Source organism: Tardiphaga robiniae, from assembly GCF_013359755.1.
Lineage (GTDB): Bacteria > Pseudomonadota > Alphaproteobacteria > Rhizobiales > Xanthobacteraceae > Tardiphaga > Tardiphaga robiniae.
In genome coordinates this window covers 52,816-68,363 of the sequence record NZ_JABMCJ010000083.1, presented here as the reverse complement: position 1 = coordinate 68,363, position 15,548 = coordinate 52,816, and the positions used below count along the sequence as shown (strand labels likewise).

The 15,548-nt window shown below is 60.3% G+C and carries 13 protein-coding genes; 8 read left to right on the top strand and 5 right to left on the bottom strand.

What is annotated here, in order from left to right; all coding sequences use genetic code 11:
- Window positions 1–6: 6 nt before the first annotated feature.
- Both HP556_RS13490 and HP556_RS13485 read left to right on the top strand, forming a co-directional pair.
- Window positions 7–333: a pilus assembly protein PilZ gene (locus tag HP556_RS13490; protein ID WP_068730616.1), complete on the top strand. Its 327-nt coding sequence runs from the start codon at window positions 7–9 to the stop codon at window positions 331–333.
- Between the two features lie 360 nt (window positions 334–693).
- Window positions 694–1,419: a spermine/spermidine synthase domain-containing protein gene (locus HP556_RS13485; protein ID WP_210269178.1), complete on the top strand. Its 726-nt coding sequence runs from the start codon at window positions 694–696 to the stop codon at window positions 1,417–1,419.
- A gap of 12 nt (window positions 1,420–1,431) precedes the next feature.
- Here the strand turns inward: HP556_RS13485 and HP556_RS13480 are convergent, their stop codons facing one another.
- Both HP556_RS13480 and HP556_RS13475 read right to left on the bottom strand, forming a co-directional pair.
- Window positions 1,432–4,575 (bottom strand): multidrug efflux RND transporter permease subunit, encoded by a 3,144-nt coding sequence (locus HP556_RS13480; protein ID WP_175367353.1) that lies wholly within the window; start codon window positions 4,573–4,575, stop codon window positions 1,432–1,434.
- A 2-nt stretch (window positions 4,576–4,577) separates the two neighbouring features.
- Complete coding sequence (locus HP556_RS13475; protein ID WP_175367352.1) at window positions 4,578–5,744, bottom strand: efflux RND transporter periplasmic adaptor subunit; 1,167 nt, start codon at window positions 5,742–5,744, stop codon at window positions 4,578–4,580.
- Between the two features lie 338 nt (window positions 5,745–6,082).
- Between HP556_RS13475 and HP556_RS13470 the strand changes: the two genes are divergently transcribed.
- From HP556_RS13470 to HP556_RS13445, 6 genes are all read left to right on the top strand, one after another.
- Complete coding sequence (locus HP556_RS13470) at window positions 6,083–6,322, top strand: hypothetical protein (RefSeq protein WP_089267192.1); 240 nt, start codon at window positions 6,083–6,085, stop codon at window positions 6,320–6,322.
- A gap of 176 nt (window positions 6,323–6,498) precedes the next feature.
- A complete protein-coding gene (locus HP556_RS13465) occupies window positions 6,499–8,943 on the top strand; it encodes a TonB-dependent receptor (RefSeq protein WP_175367351.1) in 2,445 nt (814 codons plus the stop codon).
- 3 nt (window positions 8,944–8,946) lie between these two features.
- The gene (locus HP556_RS13460; RefSeq protein WP_120291080.1) at window positions 8,947–9,636 is read left to right on the top strand and encodes a Fe2+-dependent dioxygenase; all 690 of its coding nucleotides are present in this window, start codon (window positions 8,947–8,949) and stop codon (window positions 9,634–9,636) included.
- 2 nt (window positions 9,637–9,638) lie between these two features.
- Window positions 9,639–10,568, top strand: coding sequence for a tonB-system energizer ExbB (gene exbB / locus HP556_RS13455; RefSeq protein WP_175367350.1), 930 nt, complete (start codon window positions 9,639–9,641; stop codon window positions 10,566–10,568).
- A gap of 2 nt (window positions 10,569–10,570) precedes the next feature.
- Window positions 10,571–11,038, top strand: coding sequence for a TonB system transport protein ExbD (gene exbD, locus HP556_RS13450; protein ID WP_175367349.1), 468 nt, complete (start codon window positions 10,571–10,573; stop codon window positions 11,036–11,038).
- Between the two features lie 15 nt (window positions 11,039–11,053).
- On the top strand, window positions 11,054–11,842 hold the full coding sequence (locus HP556_RS13445) for a TonB family protein (RefSeq protein WP_175367348.1): 789 nt from the start codon (window positions 11,054–11,056) through the stop codon (window positions 11,840–11,842).
- 67 nt (window positions 11,843–11,909) lie between these two features.
- Here the strand turns inward: HP556_RS13445 and HP556_RS13440 are convergent, their stop codons facing one another.
- The 3 genes from HP556_RS13440 to HP556_RS13430 all read right to left on the bottom strand — a co-directional run bounded on the left by HP556_RS13440 (window position 11,910) and on the right by HP556_RS13430 (window position 15,373).
- Window positions 11,910–12,656: an SDR family NAD(P)-dependent oxidoreductase gene (locus tag HP556_RS13440; protein ID WP_175367347.1), complete on the bottom strand. Its 747-nt coding sequence runs from the start codon at window positions 12,654–12,656 to the stop codon at window positions 11,910–11,912.
- Window positions 12,657–12,672: 16 nt separating this feature from the next.
- A complete protein-coding gene (locus HP556_RS13435; RefSeq protein WP_175367346.1) occupies window positions 12,673–13,407 on the bottom strand; it encodes an SDR family oxidoreductase in 735 nt (244 codons plus the stop codon).
- A 127-nt stretch (window positions 13,408–13,534) separates the two neighbouring features.
- A complete protein-coding gene (locus HP556_RS13430; RefSeq protein WP_089267199.1) occupies window positions 13,535–15,373 on the bottom strand; it encodes an IlvD/Edd family dehydratase in 1,839 nt (612 codons plus the stop codon).
- Between the last annotated feature and the right edge of the window lie 175 nt (window positions 15,374–15,548).

The following is a 15,548-nucleotide window of genomic DNA, read 5'->3' as shown; positions in this document are numbered from 1 at the left end:
GCGGTCATGGCAGAAGAAGTTGCAACCAACGGGCGCGTCATTTTCGGGCGCGGCTACAATGTCTGGATCATGGCCATCGACGGCACATGGCGGCGCAGTTGTGTGTTGAAGGCTGTGTCGAGTCACGACGCCGAGTTGATACTCGAGACCTCCATCGAGGGCCTCAATCTGAAAGAGTTCTTCCTGCTGCTGTCATCGACCGGACTTGCCTATCGCCGCTGCGAACTGGTCAAGGTGAACGGTGCGCAGATCGATATTCGCTTCCTGAACACCAAAGGTAGCAAGAAGAAATCGCCGGCGAAGAGCGATCACGGCGATATGGCTGACGCCTGATCATGCGGCATCAAGATATCGATGATCATCACATCGAAGCTTGTATCTTCTAACACGAATAGACCGATCTCGCCACCATCGGCCGAGACGGTTTCGAAGCCCTCGCGTTCCAGTGTCAGCCTAATGACATGGACACGAGTGGGTCGTCGTCGACGACCAGAATGCGTTTCATGGCGGCGCCCCCGCGCGCTGGAGTGAGCCTGCAGTCACTCTCCACGCAACACGCAACCATGACGCGACGAATCGCCGACGACGCCAAGTGTTTAGTCATTTCGCCGGAGGTGTCTGTCCAGATTTGCACACTTGGGGCATTTCGTTGTTGCCGGGTTGCACGCGCCATGTACATGGTTGGATATGAGCATGATGTTCGAAGAACTGGATTATCGCCCGACGCCGATGGGTGTCCTGACCCTGCGACGTCGGCGGAAGCCGGGCACGGACATCGATATCTTTGAGATCAAGCTCGGCGACGAATTTCTGATGTCGAGCGCATTCACGGCTGCCGAGATCGCGCTGGCGGATATCGGTCTGGCGTCACTAACCAGCAGCGGGCTGGATGTCGTCGTTGGCGGTCTCGGTCTGGGCTACACTGCGCAGGCAGTTCTCGCGCATGAGAAGGTCGGTTCGCTGGTCGTCATTGATGCACTGCCCGAAGTGATCGAATGGCATCAGGCCGGCCTGATCCCGATCGGCCGCGAATTGTCGGCGGACGGGCGCTGCCGTCTCGTCCATGGCGATTTCTTCAAGATGGCGACCTCGACGGGTGGTCATCTTGATCCCGACGAACCCGGTCGTCGCTTCGATGCGATACTGGTCGATATCGACCATGCGCCGGACAACCTGCTGCATCCGAGTCATGCCGTGCTCTATACGGCGGCCGGGCTGCAGCGTCTGTCCGGGCATCTCAAGCCCGGCGGCGTGTTTGCGCTGTGGTCGAACGACCCACCAGAAGCTGCATTCACGGCCGTGATGGAGAGTGTCTTTGGCGCCGTCACCGCGCATGTCGTGGCCTTCGACAATCTGAACGCAGACGAGGAAGTGTCCAACACCGTCTATGTCGGCACCAGGATCGAAGAAGCTGTATAGCGCGCCGTTGCGCTATTCGGCGGCCTGTTTCGCCAGCATCTGCTTGTCCGACCGGTTATCGTCGTCGCGCTTCGATCGTCCCCAGCCCGACATGATATTGGAAAGCTTGTCGAGATAGACATAGACCACTGGTGTCGTGAACAGCGTCAGTGCCTGGCTGACGATCAGGCCGCCGACCATCGCGTAGCCGAGCGGCTGGCGGATTTCCGAACCGGTGCCGGTGCCGAGCATCAACGGCACGCCGCCAAGCAGCGCCGCCATGGTCGTCATCATGATCGGGCGGAAACGTAGGATAGCGGCCTTGCGGATGGCTTCTTCCGGTTCAAGATGTTCGTCGCGCTCGGCAGCAATTGCGAAGTCCACCAGCATGATGCCGTTCTTCTTCACGATGCCGATCAGCAGCACGATGCCGATCAGTGCGATCAGACTGAAATCGAAACCGAACGCCATCAGGATCGCCAGCGCGCCGACGCCGGCAGAGGGCAGGGTGGACAGGATCGTCAGCGGGTGGATGTAGCTCTCATAGAGAATGCCGAGGATCAGATAGACCACCACCAGTGCGGCGAGGATCAGCAGCGGCACCGTCGATAGCGATTGCTGGAACGCCTGCGCCGTACCCTGGAAGGTGCCGCGCAAGGTTGAGGGCGCGCCGATATCCTGCATGGCAGCCTGTACGGCATCGGTCGCCTGTCCAAGCGCAACACCCTGGGCGAGATTGAAGCTGATCGTGATCGCCGGGAATTGTCCCTGATGGCTGATCGAGAGCGGCCGCACCGGCACCGTCGTCCATTTGGCAAAGGCCGACAGTGGCACCATGTCGCTTGTCGTCGGCGACTTGATATAGATCTTGTCGAGTGAATCGAGCTTGCCCTGCAGCTCGGGCAATATCTCGAGAATAACGTGATAGCTGTTCAACTGCGTGAAATACTGCGCGACCTGACGCTGGCCGAACGCGTCATACAGCGTGTCGTCGATCAGTTGCGGCTGGATGCCGTAGCGCGAGGCGTTGTCGCGATCGATGGTCAGCGTCAGCGTCGTGCCCTTGGTCTGCTGGTCGGTGGCGACGTCGCGTAGACCCGGCAGCGTCTGCATCTTGGCCAGAATCTTGGGTGCCCACTCGTTCAGTTCGGCCAGATTTGCATCCTGCAGCGTGTATTCGAACTGGGTGCGGGTGGCGCGGCCACCGAGCCGGATATCCTGTGCCGCCTGCATGAACAGGCGCGCGCCCTGAACCTTCTCCAGCTTCGGTCGCAGCCGTGTGATGATCTGTTGCGCATTGGCGGAACGTTCGTCCCGCGGTTTCAAGGTAATGAACATGCGCCCGGTATTGAGCGCGCCGCCGCTGCCGCCGATCGACATGGCGACGCTGGCGACGTCGGGATCGGCCTGCACGATCTTGCCGAGTTCTTCCTGGTGGATCTTCATGTCGGCGAAGGAAATATCCTGCGACGCTTCGGAGGAAGCGGTGATCAGGCCGGTGTCCTGCTGCGGGAAGAAGCCCTTCGGGATAATCATGAATAGATAGACCGACAGGACGAGCGTGGCGAAGAACATCATCAGCGTCGTCAGGCGCCAGCGCAGCACGAGGTCGAGGCCGCGCTCATAGGCGCGCAGCAGAGCGTCGAAGGCGTTCTCGCTGAGCTGATAGAGCCGGCCATGCTTGGCGTGTTTCTCCTCGCGCAGGAAGCGCGAGGCCATCATCGGGGTGAGCGTTAGCGACACCACCAGCGAGACGAAAATCGTCATGGTCAGTGTCACGGCGAATTCGCGGAACAGGCGGCCGATAATGCCGCCCATCAGCAGCAGCGGGATCAGCACCGCGACCAGCGAGACTGATATCGAGACGATGGTGAAGCCGATTTCACCGGCGCCTTTCAGCGCGGCAGCCATCGGTGTTTCGCCTTCCTCGATATATCTAGTGATGTTTTCCAGCATCACGATGGCGTCGTCGACCACGAAGCCGACCGAGATGGTCAGCGCCATCAGCGACAGGTTGTCGAGCGTATAGCCGAACACCCACATCAGCGCGCAGGCGCCGAGCAATGCGAGCGGTACGGTCACGCTGGGAATGACGGTGGCCCAGACGCTTCGCAGGAAGACGAAGATCACCATTACGACGAGGGCGATGGTCAGCAGCAGGGTGAACTGGACATCCTGCACGGCGGCGCGGATGGTCTGCGTGCGATCGCTGAGGACCTCGATCTTCACGGTCGGCGGGATCGCGGCCACCAGACGCGGCAGCTCGGCCTTGATCTTGTCGACGGTGTCGATGACGTTGGCGCCGGGTTGCTTGAAAATCACCAGAAACACGCCGCGCTTGCCGTTGGCCCATGCCGCCTGCTTGGCGTCTTCCGGGCCTGTCACCGCCGTGCCGATATCCTTGATCCGCAGCGGGCCACCATTGCGATAGGCGATGATGACATCGTTCCAATCCTTCGATTCCGGCAACTGGTCGTTGGCGTAGATCGTGTAGCTGCGGGTCGCGCCGTCGATATTGCCTTTCGGGCTGTCGACGGTGGTGATCGCGATCTGGCTGCGGATGTCCTCGAGTTGCAGCCCCTTGGCAACCAGCTTGGCGGGATCGATCTGGATGCGGATCGCCGGCTTTTGCTGGCCGCCGATTGTAACCTGGGCGACGCCGGAGATCTGGCTGATCTGCTGCGCCAGTTGCGCATCGACACTGTCGCTGACCGTTGTAATGGGCAGCGTGTCCGATGTCGCCGACAGCAGCATGATCGGCGAGTCCGCCGGGTTGACCTTGCGATAGGTGGGCGGGCTCGGAAGCGTCTTCGGCAATTGTCCGCCGGCGGCATTGATCGCGGCTTGCACGTCATTGGCGGCGCCGTCGATCGAGCGGTTGAGATCGAACTGGATCGTGACTGCAGATGTGCCGAGCGAACTCGTCGAGGTCATCTGCGCCACGCCGGGGATCTGCGCGAGCTGTCGCTCCAGCGGTTGCGCCACCGAGGACGCCATCGTCTCGGGGCTGGCGCCGGGCAGGGTGGCGGCGACCTGGATGGTCGGGAAGTCGACCTGCGGCAAAGGCGCGACGGGAAGCTGGGGATAGGAGACCAGGCCGACGAACAGGATGCCGGCCATCAGCAATGATGTTGCGATCGGATAGCGAATGAACGGTGCTGAAATTCCTCCGTTCATGGCTATTCGCCCTTCGCCGGAGTGGCTGCGGATGTTGCGACTGACGTCGCCACCAGCGCGCCCGGCTGCACTTTATATTGCCCGGCGACGATGACGCGCTCGCCGGCGCTCAACCCGTCCTCGACCACCGTGCGGCCATCGATGGAACGGCCGACCTTGATTTTCTTCAGCTCGGCCTTGTTGTCGGTGCCGACCGCAAAGGCATAGAGCCCGTCGGCCCCATGCTGAACGGCATCGTCGGGAATGACGGTCGCATCCTTCAACGTGGTCACCAGCAACCGTGTCGAGACGGAAAGGCCGGGCCACAGCACGTGGTCCTTGTTGTCGAATACCGCCTTGAGCCGGATCGTGCCGCTGGTCGTATCCACCTGATTATTGATGACCGCGAGCGTGCCTTCCGAGAGCGTCCGCTTTCCGTCGGTGGTCAGCGCGATCACCTTGAGCGGATGCTCCGCTAGCGACTGGCTGATGTCGATGAGGTTCTGTTCAGGCGCGGTGAAGATCACGGCGATCGGCTCGATCTGCGCAATGGTGACGATGCCGGTCTGGGTCGCAGCATTGACGATGTTGCCTTGGTCGACCTGACGAAAGCCGACGCGGCCGGAGATCGGTGCCTTGATCGTGGTGTAAGCGAGCTGCGTCTGCGCATTCGAGATCGCGGCATCATCGGCAGCGATCTGCGCGGTCAGCTGCTGCACGGTGGAGCGTTGTGTGTCTGTTTGTTGCCGTGTCGCGAATTCGCCGAGTTTGGTGAAGCGCTGCAAATCCAGATTGGCATTGGCGAGATTGGCTTCGTCCTGCGCCTTCTTGGCCTTGGCCTGATCGAGCGCTGCCTGGAACGGGCGCGGATCGATCTGCGCGAGCAGGTCACCCTCCTTGACGATCTGTCCTTCGGTGAAAGCGATTGTGTCGATCTGACCATCGACACGGGTCCGCACGACGACAGTATTAAAACCCTGCACGGTGCCTAAACCGCCGAGATAAACGGGGAAATCAGCTTTTTCGACAGATGCGATTTTCACCGGGACAGGGGCAGGGCCGCGCGGTTTGTCGGCATTCGCCTGCTGTGCTCCGGTAGCTCCGTAATGCTGCCATGCGATAGTTCCGCCGGCCGCAAGCAGCGCCAGAACAATCAGCCCAGTCCATCGAAAACGGGTAAGCGTTGTCATGGTGATCTCATCAATCTCTTGGCAGCCATTGACGCAGACAAGCGCGTCCAATGCGCGCCCGCTTGGGCGGCTCCTGATCAGCTAGGTGGCGACTCAAATGCTGTAAACACACGACCGCTTGAACGCGTGCTTCATTGCCAAATCTTCATGTTCACTATGATTTACGCGTGATTTCTCGCATCGTTCCAACAGGACACTGCGCCTCGTTTTATGCGGCGTCTTGGACAATCCATCGGCGCAGTGAGAAGCGCCTGGTGTTGTAACTGCGCGTCGTATCCGCCATAGCCTCGTCGAAGCCGACATCGCGGCTTGCAAATGTAATCGAGCCGGAGCGGCACATGGACGAGTTGAATGGGCGGATGATCGCCTGTCAGATTTTGATTACCGGATTGATCGCGCGGGTCGCCAATGACTCGCCGGATCCGCTGCGCTTCCTGACCGACTATCGGGACGAGATCAAAGCCGTCGTGCGTGGCATCAACATCGCCGGCATGGAGAATACGGATCGGGTAAGGCAGTCGGCGCTGCAGACCGTCGACGAGATGTTCTCGCTGATGAAGCCGCCGAGCAGCGAATAGGGCGGCCGTCTCATATTACCTCCCGGTAGCTGCCGCGGCCAATCTAGACATATTCAAACATAAGAACCCTGCAATCTCGCCCAATTGCGTTGACCACCCGTTCTCCTGCCGACTACGTCCATGGGACAAATTATCGCACTTGATGCGTCCTGGCGTCGCAGTTTTGGGGGAATTCGATGGGTACGGCGAAAATGCCGCGATCTTTGCGTGCTGTTTCTGAGGTTCGTGTCGGCGAGGGCGCCGATCCCCATTCTGGCCGAAAAGTAACGGCGGTTGCGGGTCTTATCGCGGTTGCGTCGTTCAGCGGTGCCGAAGCGCAGCAATCCACCCTTCCGCCGGTCACAGTGGATGCCCCGGTTGCCCGGCCCCGGCCGGCGGCGTCGAAGCCAAGTCCGGACCAGATTCGCGCGCGCACCGCGCTCCGCCGCGCCGCCCGCCGGGCTCAACCGGTGCCGGTCGCGCCGGTGCCGTTTCCGAATGCCGGCGGACTAGCCGCTGATCCTTATGCTGATCCGTCCGCGCCCTATAAAGGTGATCGGCTTGCGGGCGGAAAATTCACCGAGAAGCTGCTGGATACGCCGCGCACCGTCACGGTGCTCACCAGGGAAGTTCTTGAGGACAAGAACGCGACATCGCTGCGCGATGCCGTCCGTTCGACGGCCGGCGTGACGCTCGGCACCGGTGAGGGCGGCAATGCTTTCGGCGATCGCTTCTTCATTCGCGGCTTCGATGCTCGCAATGACGTGTTCGTCGACGGTATCCGCGACCCGGCCGTCAGCATTCGTGAAAACTTCTTCACCGAACAGGTCGAGATTCTGCGCGGTCCGGCATCGTCCTTCGCCGGACGCGGCACTGCCGGCGGTGCGATCAACATTGTCACCAAACAGGCGGGCGACAAGAATTTCACCAATATCGATACCGCCTTCGGCACCGATGCCACCAAGCGCGTGACCATCGACGCCAATCAGGTGCTGAGCCCGACGGTGTCGGTGCGCGCCGGCGGCCTGTTCCAGGACGCCAATGTTGCTGGCCGCAACACCACGACTGACGATCGCTGGGGAGGCTTCGCGGCCATCAAGTGGACGCCGGTCGATGCCGTGAAGGTCACGGCCAACTACATCCACACCGATCTCAATTCGATCCCGGATTTCGGTATTCCATGGGACCGCGCGGCCAACAAGCCATCAACGGAAACCGGCATCGCCAACCGCAACAACTACTATGGCTTCGCCAATCGCGACTTCCAGCATGCACGTCAGGATATCGGTTCGCTGAACACCGAAGTCGCGCTGACCCCGGATGTTACCTTCAGCAACAAGATGCGGTTGGAACGCTCGACCCTGGCCTATGTCGGCACTTTGCCGGAAGCGCCCCGCGCCGGCATTCCCGGCTATTCTCCCGATCCTGCCGGTTACGGTTTGGTGCAGCTCAACGCCGTCAGCCGCTACCAGACCACGGACACGATCGCTAACCAGTCAGACTTGAAGTTCAAGTTCGACACCGGTCCGATCAGGCACACGACCATCGTCGGTGCGGAGATCTCGCGCGAGAAGGTCGATATCGACACTTTTACGGGCCTGACGACGGAGTCACTGCCGGGTGGCAGCACCAGCATCGGCTCGGTGATCGTTCCGATCAATAATCCGTATCTGACCTATTCGGCTTTCGCGCAGCCCACGCGTGCCAACAATCCAACGGTCATCAAGGTCGATACCAATGCGGGCTACGCCATCAACACGGCGAACTACAACGACCTCGTCTATCTGAACACCGGCATCCGTTATGACGACTACAGCGTCAGCGCAGGCAAGCCGTTTGCGACCACCACCACGTTCCCGCAAAAGGCAGATAGCGGAAATGTAAACTGGAATGTCGGCCTGACGTTGAAGCCGCTACCCTATGGCAGCGTCTATGCGGCCTACGCCACGTCGACCAACCCGGTCGGTGCGGAACTGGACGGCACCGACGCACGCTATGGCGGCTTCAACCTCACGGGCGCCTACAATCAGGTGTTCGCGCCGGAAAAGAACAAGTCGGCGGAAGTCGGTACCAAGTGGGAACTGTTCGATCGCCATCTGTTGCTGACCGGTGCCCTGTTCGAGACCACCAAGAGCAACGCGCGTGAGCAGCTCGCCGTCGGTGGCGTCACGCAGGTCGTCGCTGGTGCGTCTTACCGGATCCGCGGCATCGATCTCGGCGTCGCCGGCAAGATTACCGATCGCTGGAGCGTGTTCGGCGGTCTGGTTCTGATGGAATCCAAGGTGCTGAATTCGGCAACGCCTGCTTTCATCGGGCGCGATCTCGCCAATATCGCGCATCAGTCGTTCAACCTGATGACCAAGTACAAGTTCGACTATGGCTGGGAGCTGGGCGGGCAGGCGACCTATCAGTCGCAGCGCACCGGTGGCATTCTGTACACGACCACCACGACGGTCCTGCCGGAATTCTGGCGCTTCGACATGTTCGTCGAGAAGAAGATCGACAAGAACATCACCCTCAAGCTGTTCGTCAACAACCTCACCAACAAGCTCTACTATGACGGCTTCTACAACAGTGCTGCACCGTTCGTGCTGGTGGCGCCGGGGCGGTCGGGAACACTTGTTCTCAGTGGGAAGTTCTAGGGGATGCTGATCTGCATCCCTGATGTTCTGAGCAAAAGTGATGTGGCGGAGTTCCGCCGCATCATGGATGCGGCCGGTTGGGAGGACGGTCGCTCGACTGCCGGTGCGCAATCGGCGCTGGTCAAAAGGAACGAGCAACTGCCGCCGGACAGCGATGTGGCCCGCGCGCTCGGTAATCAGATTATCTCGGCACTGACGTCGAACCCGCGGTTTCTGTCTGCAGCAATTCCGCTGCATATCTTCCCGCCGCTGTTCAATCGTTACGTCTCGTCGGATGGACATCACTTCGGCGTGCACGTCGACAATGCAGTGCGCGGCGATCATCTCACCGGCATGCGTATCCGCACCGACCTTTCAGTGACGCTGTTCCTCTCCGAGCCCGAAGAATATGAGGGCGGTGAGCTTGTTATTGAAGACAATTACGGCTCACACGAGGTGAAGCTGCCGGCCGGCCACCTCGTACTTTATCCTGCTTCCAGTTTGCACCTTGTAACGCCTCTAAGGGCAGGTATGCGCGTAGCGTCTTTTTTCTGGCTACAGAGCATGATACGTGATGCTCATGCGCGCAGCATGATCTTCGATCTCGACAGCGCGATTCAGAGCCTAGTTGAACGTCTCGGAAGAGACGACCCAGAAACGGTCAAATTGACGGGCATCTATCATAATCTCATCCGCTACTGGGCCGAGGTATAAGCTTGTTTAGAACTGTTCTTAAGTCGCTGGCTGTGCTGGCAGTGGTCGCGTTTGCTTCGCCAATCATTGCGCAGCAGGCTGCAAAGCCCGTGGCGCCGGTGGTTACTCAGGCAGCTCCCGCTGCGGCGCCGGCCCCGGTAACTGCTCAGCCGAGCAGCACAGCGGCGAGCCCGACCGCTTCGACAGCTCTTGCTAGCCCGGTGGTGGAGGCCGCGCCCCGGCCGATGGTCGCGACCGGCGAGCACGATCTGTCGCCCTGGAAAATGTTCATGGGCGCCGACATCATCGTCAAGGCGGTGATGGTGGGTCTGGCTTTCGCATCGGTCGTCACCTGGACGGTCGGCATTTTCAAGATGATGGAACTGACCTGGGCAATGCGTCGCCTGAAGGCCGCGCTCCGCAAGATCGGTGAATCGCGTTCGCTGTCCGAGGCGCAGATGGCGCTCGGTGAGCGCGGCACGATCCTGTCGCGATTTTTGGCAGCGGCGATGCGGGAAGGGCGGATGTCCGCCGGCATTTCGAGCGATGAAGGCATCAAGGAGCGCGCCGCGTCGAGCTTTGGCGAAATCGTTCGCGCTGAAGGCCGCAAGGTGCGTACCGGTATGGGTATCCTCGCGACCATTGGCGCAACGTCGCCGTTTGTCGGACTGTTCGGCACTGTGTGGGGCATCATGAACAGCTTCATCGGCATCTCGAAGTCGCAGACCACGAATCTCGCCGTCGTCGCGCCCGGTATCGCCGAAGCGCTGCTGGCGACCGCCATCGGCCTCGTCGCGGCGATCCCGGCGGTCATCATCTACAATCACTTCTCGCGCGTGACGAAGGCCTACATGGAAATCGTCGGCCGTGCGCAGGGCGCCGCCGGTCGTCTGCTGTCACGCGATCTTGATCGTACGCATTCGAGTTCACACGCACGCGCGGCGGCTGAATAATCATGGGTATGTCGCTTTCCGAAGGTGCAGACGACGATGATGATTTCGGTGAAAATCACGAAATCAACGTCACGCCCTTCATCGACGTCATTCTGGTTCTGCTGATCATCTTCATGGTGGCCGCGCCGCTCTCGACGGTGGACCTGCCGATCAATCTGCCGTCCTCCACGGTGACGCCGCAGAAGAAGCCGGACAAGCCGACCTATGTGAGCATCAAGCCGGATCTCGCGGTCGCGATAGGCGAGAACATGGTCAAGCGTGTCGATCTGGTGCGTCAGCTCGATGCGATGGGCGACGGCAACAAGGATCGTCCGATCTTCCTGCGCGTCGATCGCGCGGTGCCCTATGGCGAATTCTTCGATGTGATGGAACGGCTGCGTGCCGGTGGCTATCAAAAGACCAAGCTTGTTGCACTGGAAGGTGTTCCAGATGCCGCTGCCGCATCGCCGACCGCTGCACCGAAGCCCTGACGTTACGGAAACGATATGTCCGAGCTTGATGGAAAGTCGTCCTGGCGACTGTGGCTGATCGCGGCGCTTGTCGCCGTGCTGCTGCATGTCGGCGGCATCGCTGCGGCCGTGTTCGAGATGCAGCAGGAAGAGGACGACGACGGCCTCGGCGCCAGCGGCATAGAGGTTGGCATGGAGATGGTGTCGGTCGATGTCGACCCGACCGAGGACGTGCCGCTAGGGCCGGATTCCGCGCAGCAAGTTGCGTCTCAGGCTGTGCAGGAGCAGAAAGCGGTCGAGAAAGAGACCGATCTTCCCAAAGAAATGCCGCGCGAAAATGAGGATGCTGACCGCGCTGTGAGCGAGACCGAGTCGAAAAAGCCTGAGGAGGTCGAGCCGGAGAAGGCGGTGAAGAAGCAGGAGGCGCAAGATGCGGCGGATGCTTCAGATGCCGCAGCTTATCAGCGAATCGAAGACACAAAAGCCGGTGACAAGCCGGTCGTGCAGAATCCCGGCTTACTTCGCGATAAGAAAAGACTCACTCAAAAGTGGAACAAGCAGCTTACAGCCTATCTCCAGAGCAATAAGCGATATCCCGACGTCGAAAAGAGCAGGGATGCTGTCGTCAAAATCACCTTCACCCTCGATCGGCTTGGAAAAGTAATATCGTCCAGCGTGACAGAAGGTTCTGGCGACGCGGCTTTCGACGAAGCGGCGATTTCGATCCTGCATCGAGCCAAGTATCTGCCAAAACCGCCTCCGGAAGTGGCCGATGATGGGCTCAGCTTTACTGTAGATATAAATTTTACCAAGGGCAAAAAGTAGTCGTCCGAAGGCCGGTCGCTCTTCCGTGTTGAGCAGAGCAGAAGAGCGGATCCTTGTGCCGCGATGTTCAATAGGTCGCCCGTCCGCCCGAAATATCGAACACCGCGCCGGTCGAAAAGGCGCAGTCTTCCGAGGCCAGCCAGGCAGCCATGGCGGCCAGTTCCTGCACCAGTACGAAACGTCCTTTCGGAATCTTCGACAGCATGAAGTTGATATGCTGTTCGGTCATCTGGTCGAAGATCGCCGTCTTCGCGGCCGCAGGCGTGATGGCGTTGACGTTGATCTCGTGGCCGGCCAGTTCCTTGCCGAGCGACTTGGTCAGCGCGATCAGGCCGGCCTTCGACGCCGAATAGTGCGAGGCATTCGGATTGCCTTCCTTGCCGGCGATCGAGGCGATGTTGACGATGCGGCCGTAATTCTGCTTCAGCATCACTGGCACGACGGCCTTGCAGCACAGGAACGGGCCGTCGAGATTGATGCGCATCACCTTGCGCCAGTCGTCGTAATCGATCTCCCACACCGGCTTGTTGAATCCAGTGATGCCGGCATTGTTGACCAGGATATCGATCTTGCCGAACTCTTGAAGCGTCGCAGAGCGAGCTTCATCAATTGAAGCCACGTCGGTGACGTCGACTTTGAGGGCAATCACGTCGTCGCCGATCTCGCTCGCCGTTTTTACGGCCAGGTCGATATCCTGATCCCAGATCGCCACCTTGGCGCCGGAAGCCACGAAGCGTTCAGTGATCGCGCGGCCAAAGCCCTGGGCGCCGCCCGTGACCACGGCGCAGCGGCCGTTCAAATCGATCTTGTTCATGATGCGATGTCCTCGGTTACAGCGTCCAGCCGCCGTCGATGATGTGCGCGACGCCGGTGGTGAAGGCGCTCTCGTCGCTGGCGAGATAGACGGCGAGGGATGCGATTTCCTCGGCGGTCCCGAGACGACCCATCGGCTGCCGGCTCACGAACAGCTCGCGGCCATTCGGGCCTGCGGCTGCGGCGCGATCGAGCATCGAGGGCGTTTCAATCGTGCCGGGGCAGATCGCATTGCAGCGAATGCCTTTGGTGATGTAGTCGACAGCCACAGCACGGGTGAGGGCGGCGACGGCGGCTTTGGTTGCGCCATAGACGTAGCGGTTGGGCGCTGCCTTGAAGACACCGGCGGCGGAGGAAATGTTGACGATCGCACCATTGCCGCGCGCAAGCATGCCGGGCAGGAACGCACGGATGGTCCGGTGCATCGATTTGACGTTGAGGTCGAACGAGAAGTCCCAGTCGGAATCGGAGCATTCCAGTGCTGCGCCGTGATGCACGAAGCCGGCGGCGTTGAGCAGGATGTCGATATCGCCGACCTCCTTCGCCATCGCTTCGACGGCAGCCGTGTCGCGCACGTCGAGCCGTGCAGTCTCGGCGATACCATCCTTGGTCAGCAGCGCTACGCCCTTGTCGTCGATATCGGTGGCGAACACCGTTGCGCCTTCGCGCGCAAAGGCCAGTGCACAGGCGCGGCCGATACCGACGGCGCCCGCGGTGACGAAGGCGCGTTTGCCTTTCAAGCGCTCAGACATGTGAAGCCTCCCTGAAATTTTTCATTCACTCTCCGCCGTCATTGCGAGGAGCGAAGCGACGAAGCAATCCAGAAGCCAAGAAGAAAGACTGGATTGCTTCGCTGCGCTCGCAATGACGACCGAGGGATTAGTGATTATGCCGCGCCGTCCCGACCGTACCGGCGATATCGCGATAGCGCGTTGCAAGTTCGAGACAGGCACCAGTGGCCTGCTGGCCGACGGTGTTGCGATAGAGCTCCTGCCACGGCGTCTGGTTGGCCGGATATTTGAATCCGCCATTGGCCATCAGTTCGGCGCGACGGCGCTTCAGCTCCTCGTCGGAGATCAGGATATTCGCCGAGCCCTTGTTGAGATCGATGCGCACCTTGTCGCCCGTTTTCAGGATTGCGAGGCCCCCATTGGCTGCCGCTTCAGGTGTCGCGTTGAGGATCGACGGCGAGCCGGATGTGCCCGACTGCCGGCCATCGCCGATGCAGGGCAGCGATAGAATGCCGCGTTTGATCAGCGCTGCCGGCGGCTGCATGTTCACGACTTCCGCGCCGCCGGGATAGCCGATCGGGCCGGTGCCGCGCACGAACAGGATGCAATGCTCGTCAATATCGAGCGAGGCGTCGTCGATGCGGTCGTGGTAATCCTCCGGCCCCTCGAACACGATGGCGCGGCCTTCAAATGCGTTCGGATCCTTCGGATTGATCAGATAGCGATCGCGGAATTCCTTGGAGATTACCGAGGTCTTCATGATTGCGGAATCAAACAGGTTGCCGCGCAGGACGAGGAAGCCGGCATCGGCCACCAGCGGTTTGTCATAGGACCAGATGACGTCGTTGTCCGGCTTGGGCGAGGCGGCGCAGTTCTCGCCCATGGTCTTGCCGTTCACGGTGATCACGTCCTCATGGATGCGCTTGTGCTTCATCAGTTCGCGCACCACCGAGGGCACACCACCGGCGCGGTGATATTCCTCGCCGAGATAGAAGCCGGCCGGCTGCATATTGACCAGCAGCGGTACGTCATGGCCGAATTTCTGCCAGTCGTCGATATCGAGTTCGACACCGATATGACGCGCCAGCGCGTTGATATGAATGGGCGCGTTGGTCGAACCCCCAATGGCGGAGTTGACCACGATGCAGTTCTCGAACGCCTTGCGCGTCAGGATGTCGGACGGCTTGAGGTCCTCCCACACCATGTCGACGATACGGCTGCCCGTCTCATAGGCAATCTGGCCGCGCTCGCGATAGGGCGCGGGGATGGCAGCGCAGCCGGGCAGTGACATGCCCAAAGCTTCGGCCAGCGAGTTCATCGTCGACGCGGTACCCATGGTGTTGCAATGGCCGACCGACGGCGCCGAGGACGCGACCAGCGTCATGAATTCTTCGTAGCCGATCTCGCCGGCGGCAAGGCGTTCACGCGATTTCCACACCACGGTGCCGGAGCCGGTACGCTGGCCTTCGTGCCAGCCGTTCAACATCGGACCGCCGGACAACACGATTGCGGGGAGATTGACTGTCGCTGCTGCCATCAAACAGGCCGGCGTGGTTTTGTCGCAGCCGGTTGTCAGCACGACGCCATCGAGCGGATAACCGAACAGGATTTCCACAAGGCCGAGATAAGCAAGGTTGCGATCAAGCGCCGCAGTCGGCCGCTTACCGGTCTCCTGAATCGGATGTACCGGGAATTCCATCACAAGACCGCCGGCAGCGGTAATGCCTTCGCGAACGCGCTTGGCGAGTTCGAGATGATGGCGATTGCAGGGCGACAGGTCATTGCCGGTCTGCGCAATGCCGATGATCGGCTTGCCGGACTGCAATTCGTGACGCGTCAGGCCGTAGTTCAGATAGCGCTCAAGATAGAGTGCAGTCATTCCGGGATTGTGGGGATCGTTGAACCATTCGCTCGAACGAAGTTTGCGCTTGGTTGCCTTTGCAGGCGAGGTCCCCGCAGTCGGCGTGGACGAAGTCGACTTGGTCATCATTTCTCCCGCAGCGCACACTTTATATTCTGGTGCGTCGTCTCTTTTGATTGGTCACGAATGTTTGCACGCCACTGGCTGCTTCGCAACGTTTGCATCTGCGAAGTTTTTCTACGACTATGATCCAACGACACGCCGCCAGAAAATCTGGTAGGATGTCAGACAAGTAAGAACA

Coding starts and splice junctions, on each gene's coding strand:
- HP556_RS13490 (WP_068730616.1), top strand. CDS start 7: ATGGCAGAAGAAGTTGCAACCAACGGGCGCGTCATTTTCGGGCGCGGC.
- HP556_RS13485 (WP_210269178.1), top strand. CDS start 694: ATGATGTTCGAAGAACTGGATTATCGCCCGACGCCGATGGGTGTCCTG.
- HP556_RS13480 (WP_175367353.1), bottom strand. CDS start 4,575: ATGAACGGAGGAATTTCAGCACCGTTCATTCGCTATCCGATCGCAACA.
- HP556_RS13475 (WP_175367352.1), bottom strand. CDS start 5,744: ATGACAACGCTTACCCGTTTTCGATGGACTGGGCTGATTGTTCTGGCG.
- HP556_RS13470 (WP_089267192.1), top strand. CDS start 6,083: ATGGACGAGTTGAATGGGCGGATGATCGCCTGTCAGATTTTGATTACC.
- HP556_RS13465 (WP_175367351.1), top strand. CDS start 6,499: ATGGGTACGGCGAAAATGCCGCGATCTTTGCGTGCTGTTTCTGAGGTT.
- HP556_RS13460 (WP_120291080.1), top strand. CDS start 8,947: ATGCTGATCTGCATCCCTGATGTTCTGAGCAAAAGTGATGTGGCGGAG.
- exbD (WP_175367349.1), top strand. CDS start 10,571: ATGGGTATGTCGCTTTCCGAAGGTGCAGACGACGATGATGATTTCGGT.
- HP556_RS13445 (WP_175367348.1), top strand. CDS start 11,054: ATGTCCGAGCTTGATGGAAAGTCGTCCTGGCGACTGTGGCTGATCGCG.
- HP556_RS13440 (WP_175367347.1), bottom strand. CDS start 12,656: ATGAACAAGATCGATTTGAACGGCCGCTGCGCCGTGGTCACGGGCGGC.
- HP556_RS13435 (WP_175367346.1), bottom strand. CDS start 13,407: ATGTCTGAGCGCTTGAAAGGCAAACGCGCCTTCGTCACCGCGGGCGCC.
- HP556_RS13430 (WP_089267199.1), bottom strand. CDS start 15,373: ATGACCAAGTCGACTTCGTCCACGCCGACTGCGGGGACCTCGCCTGCA.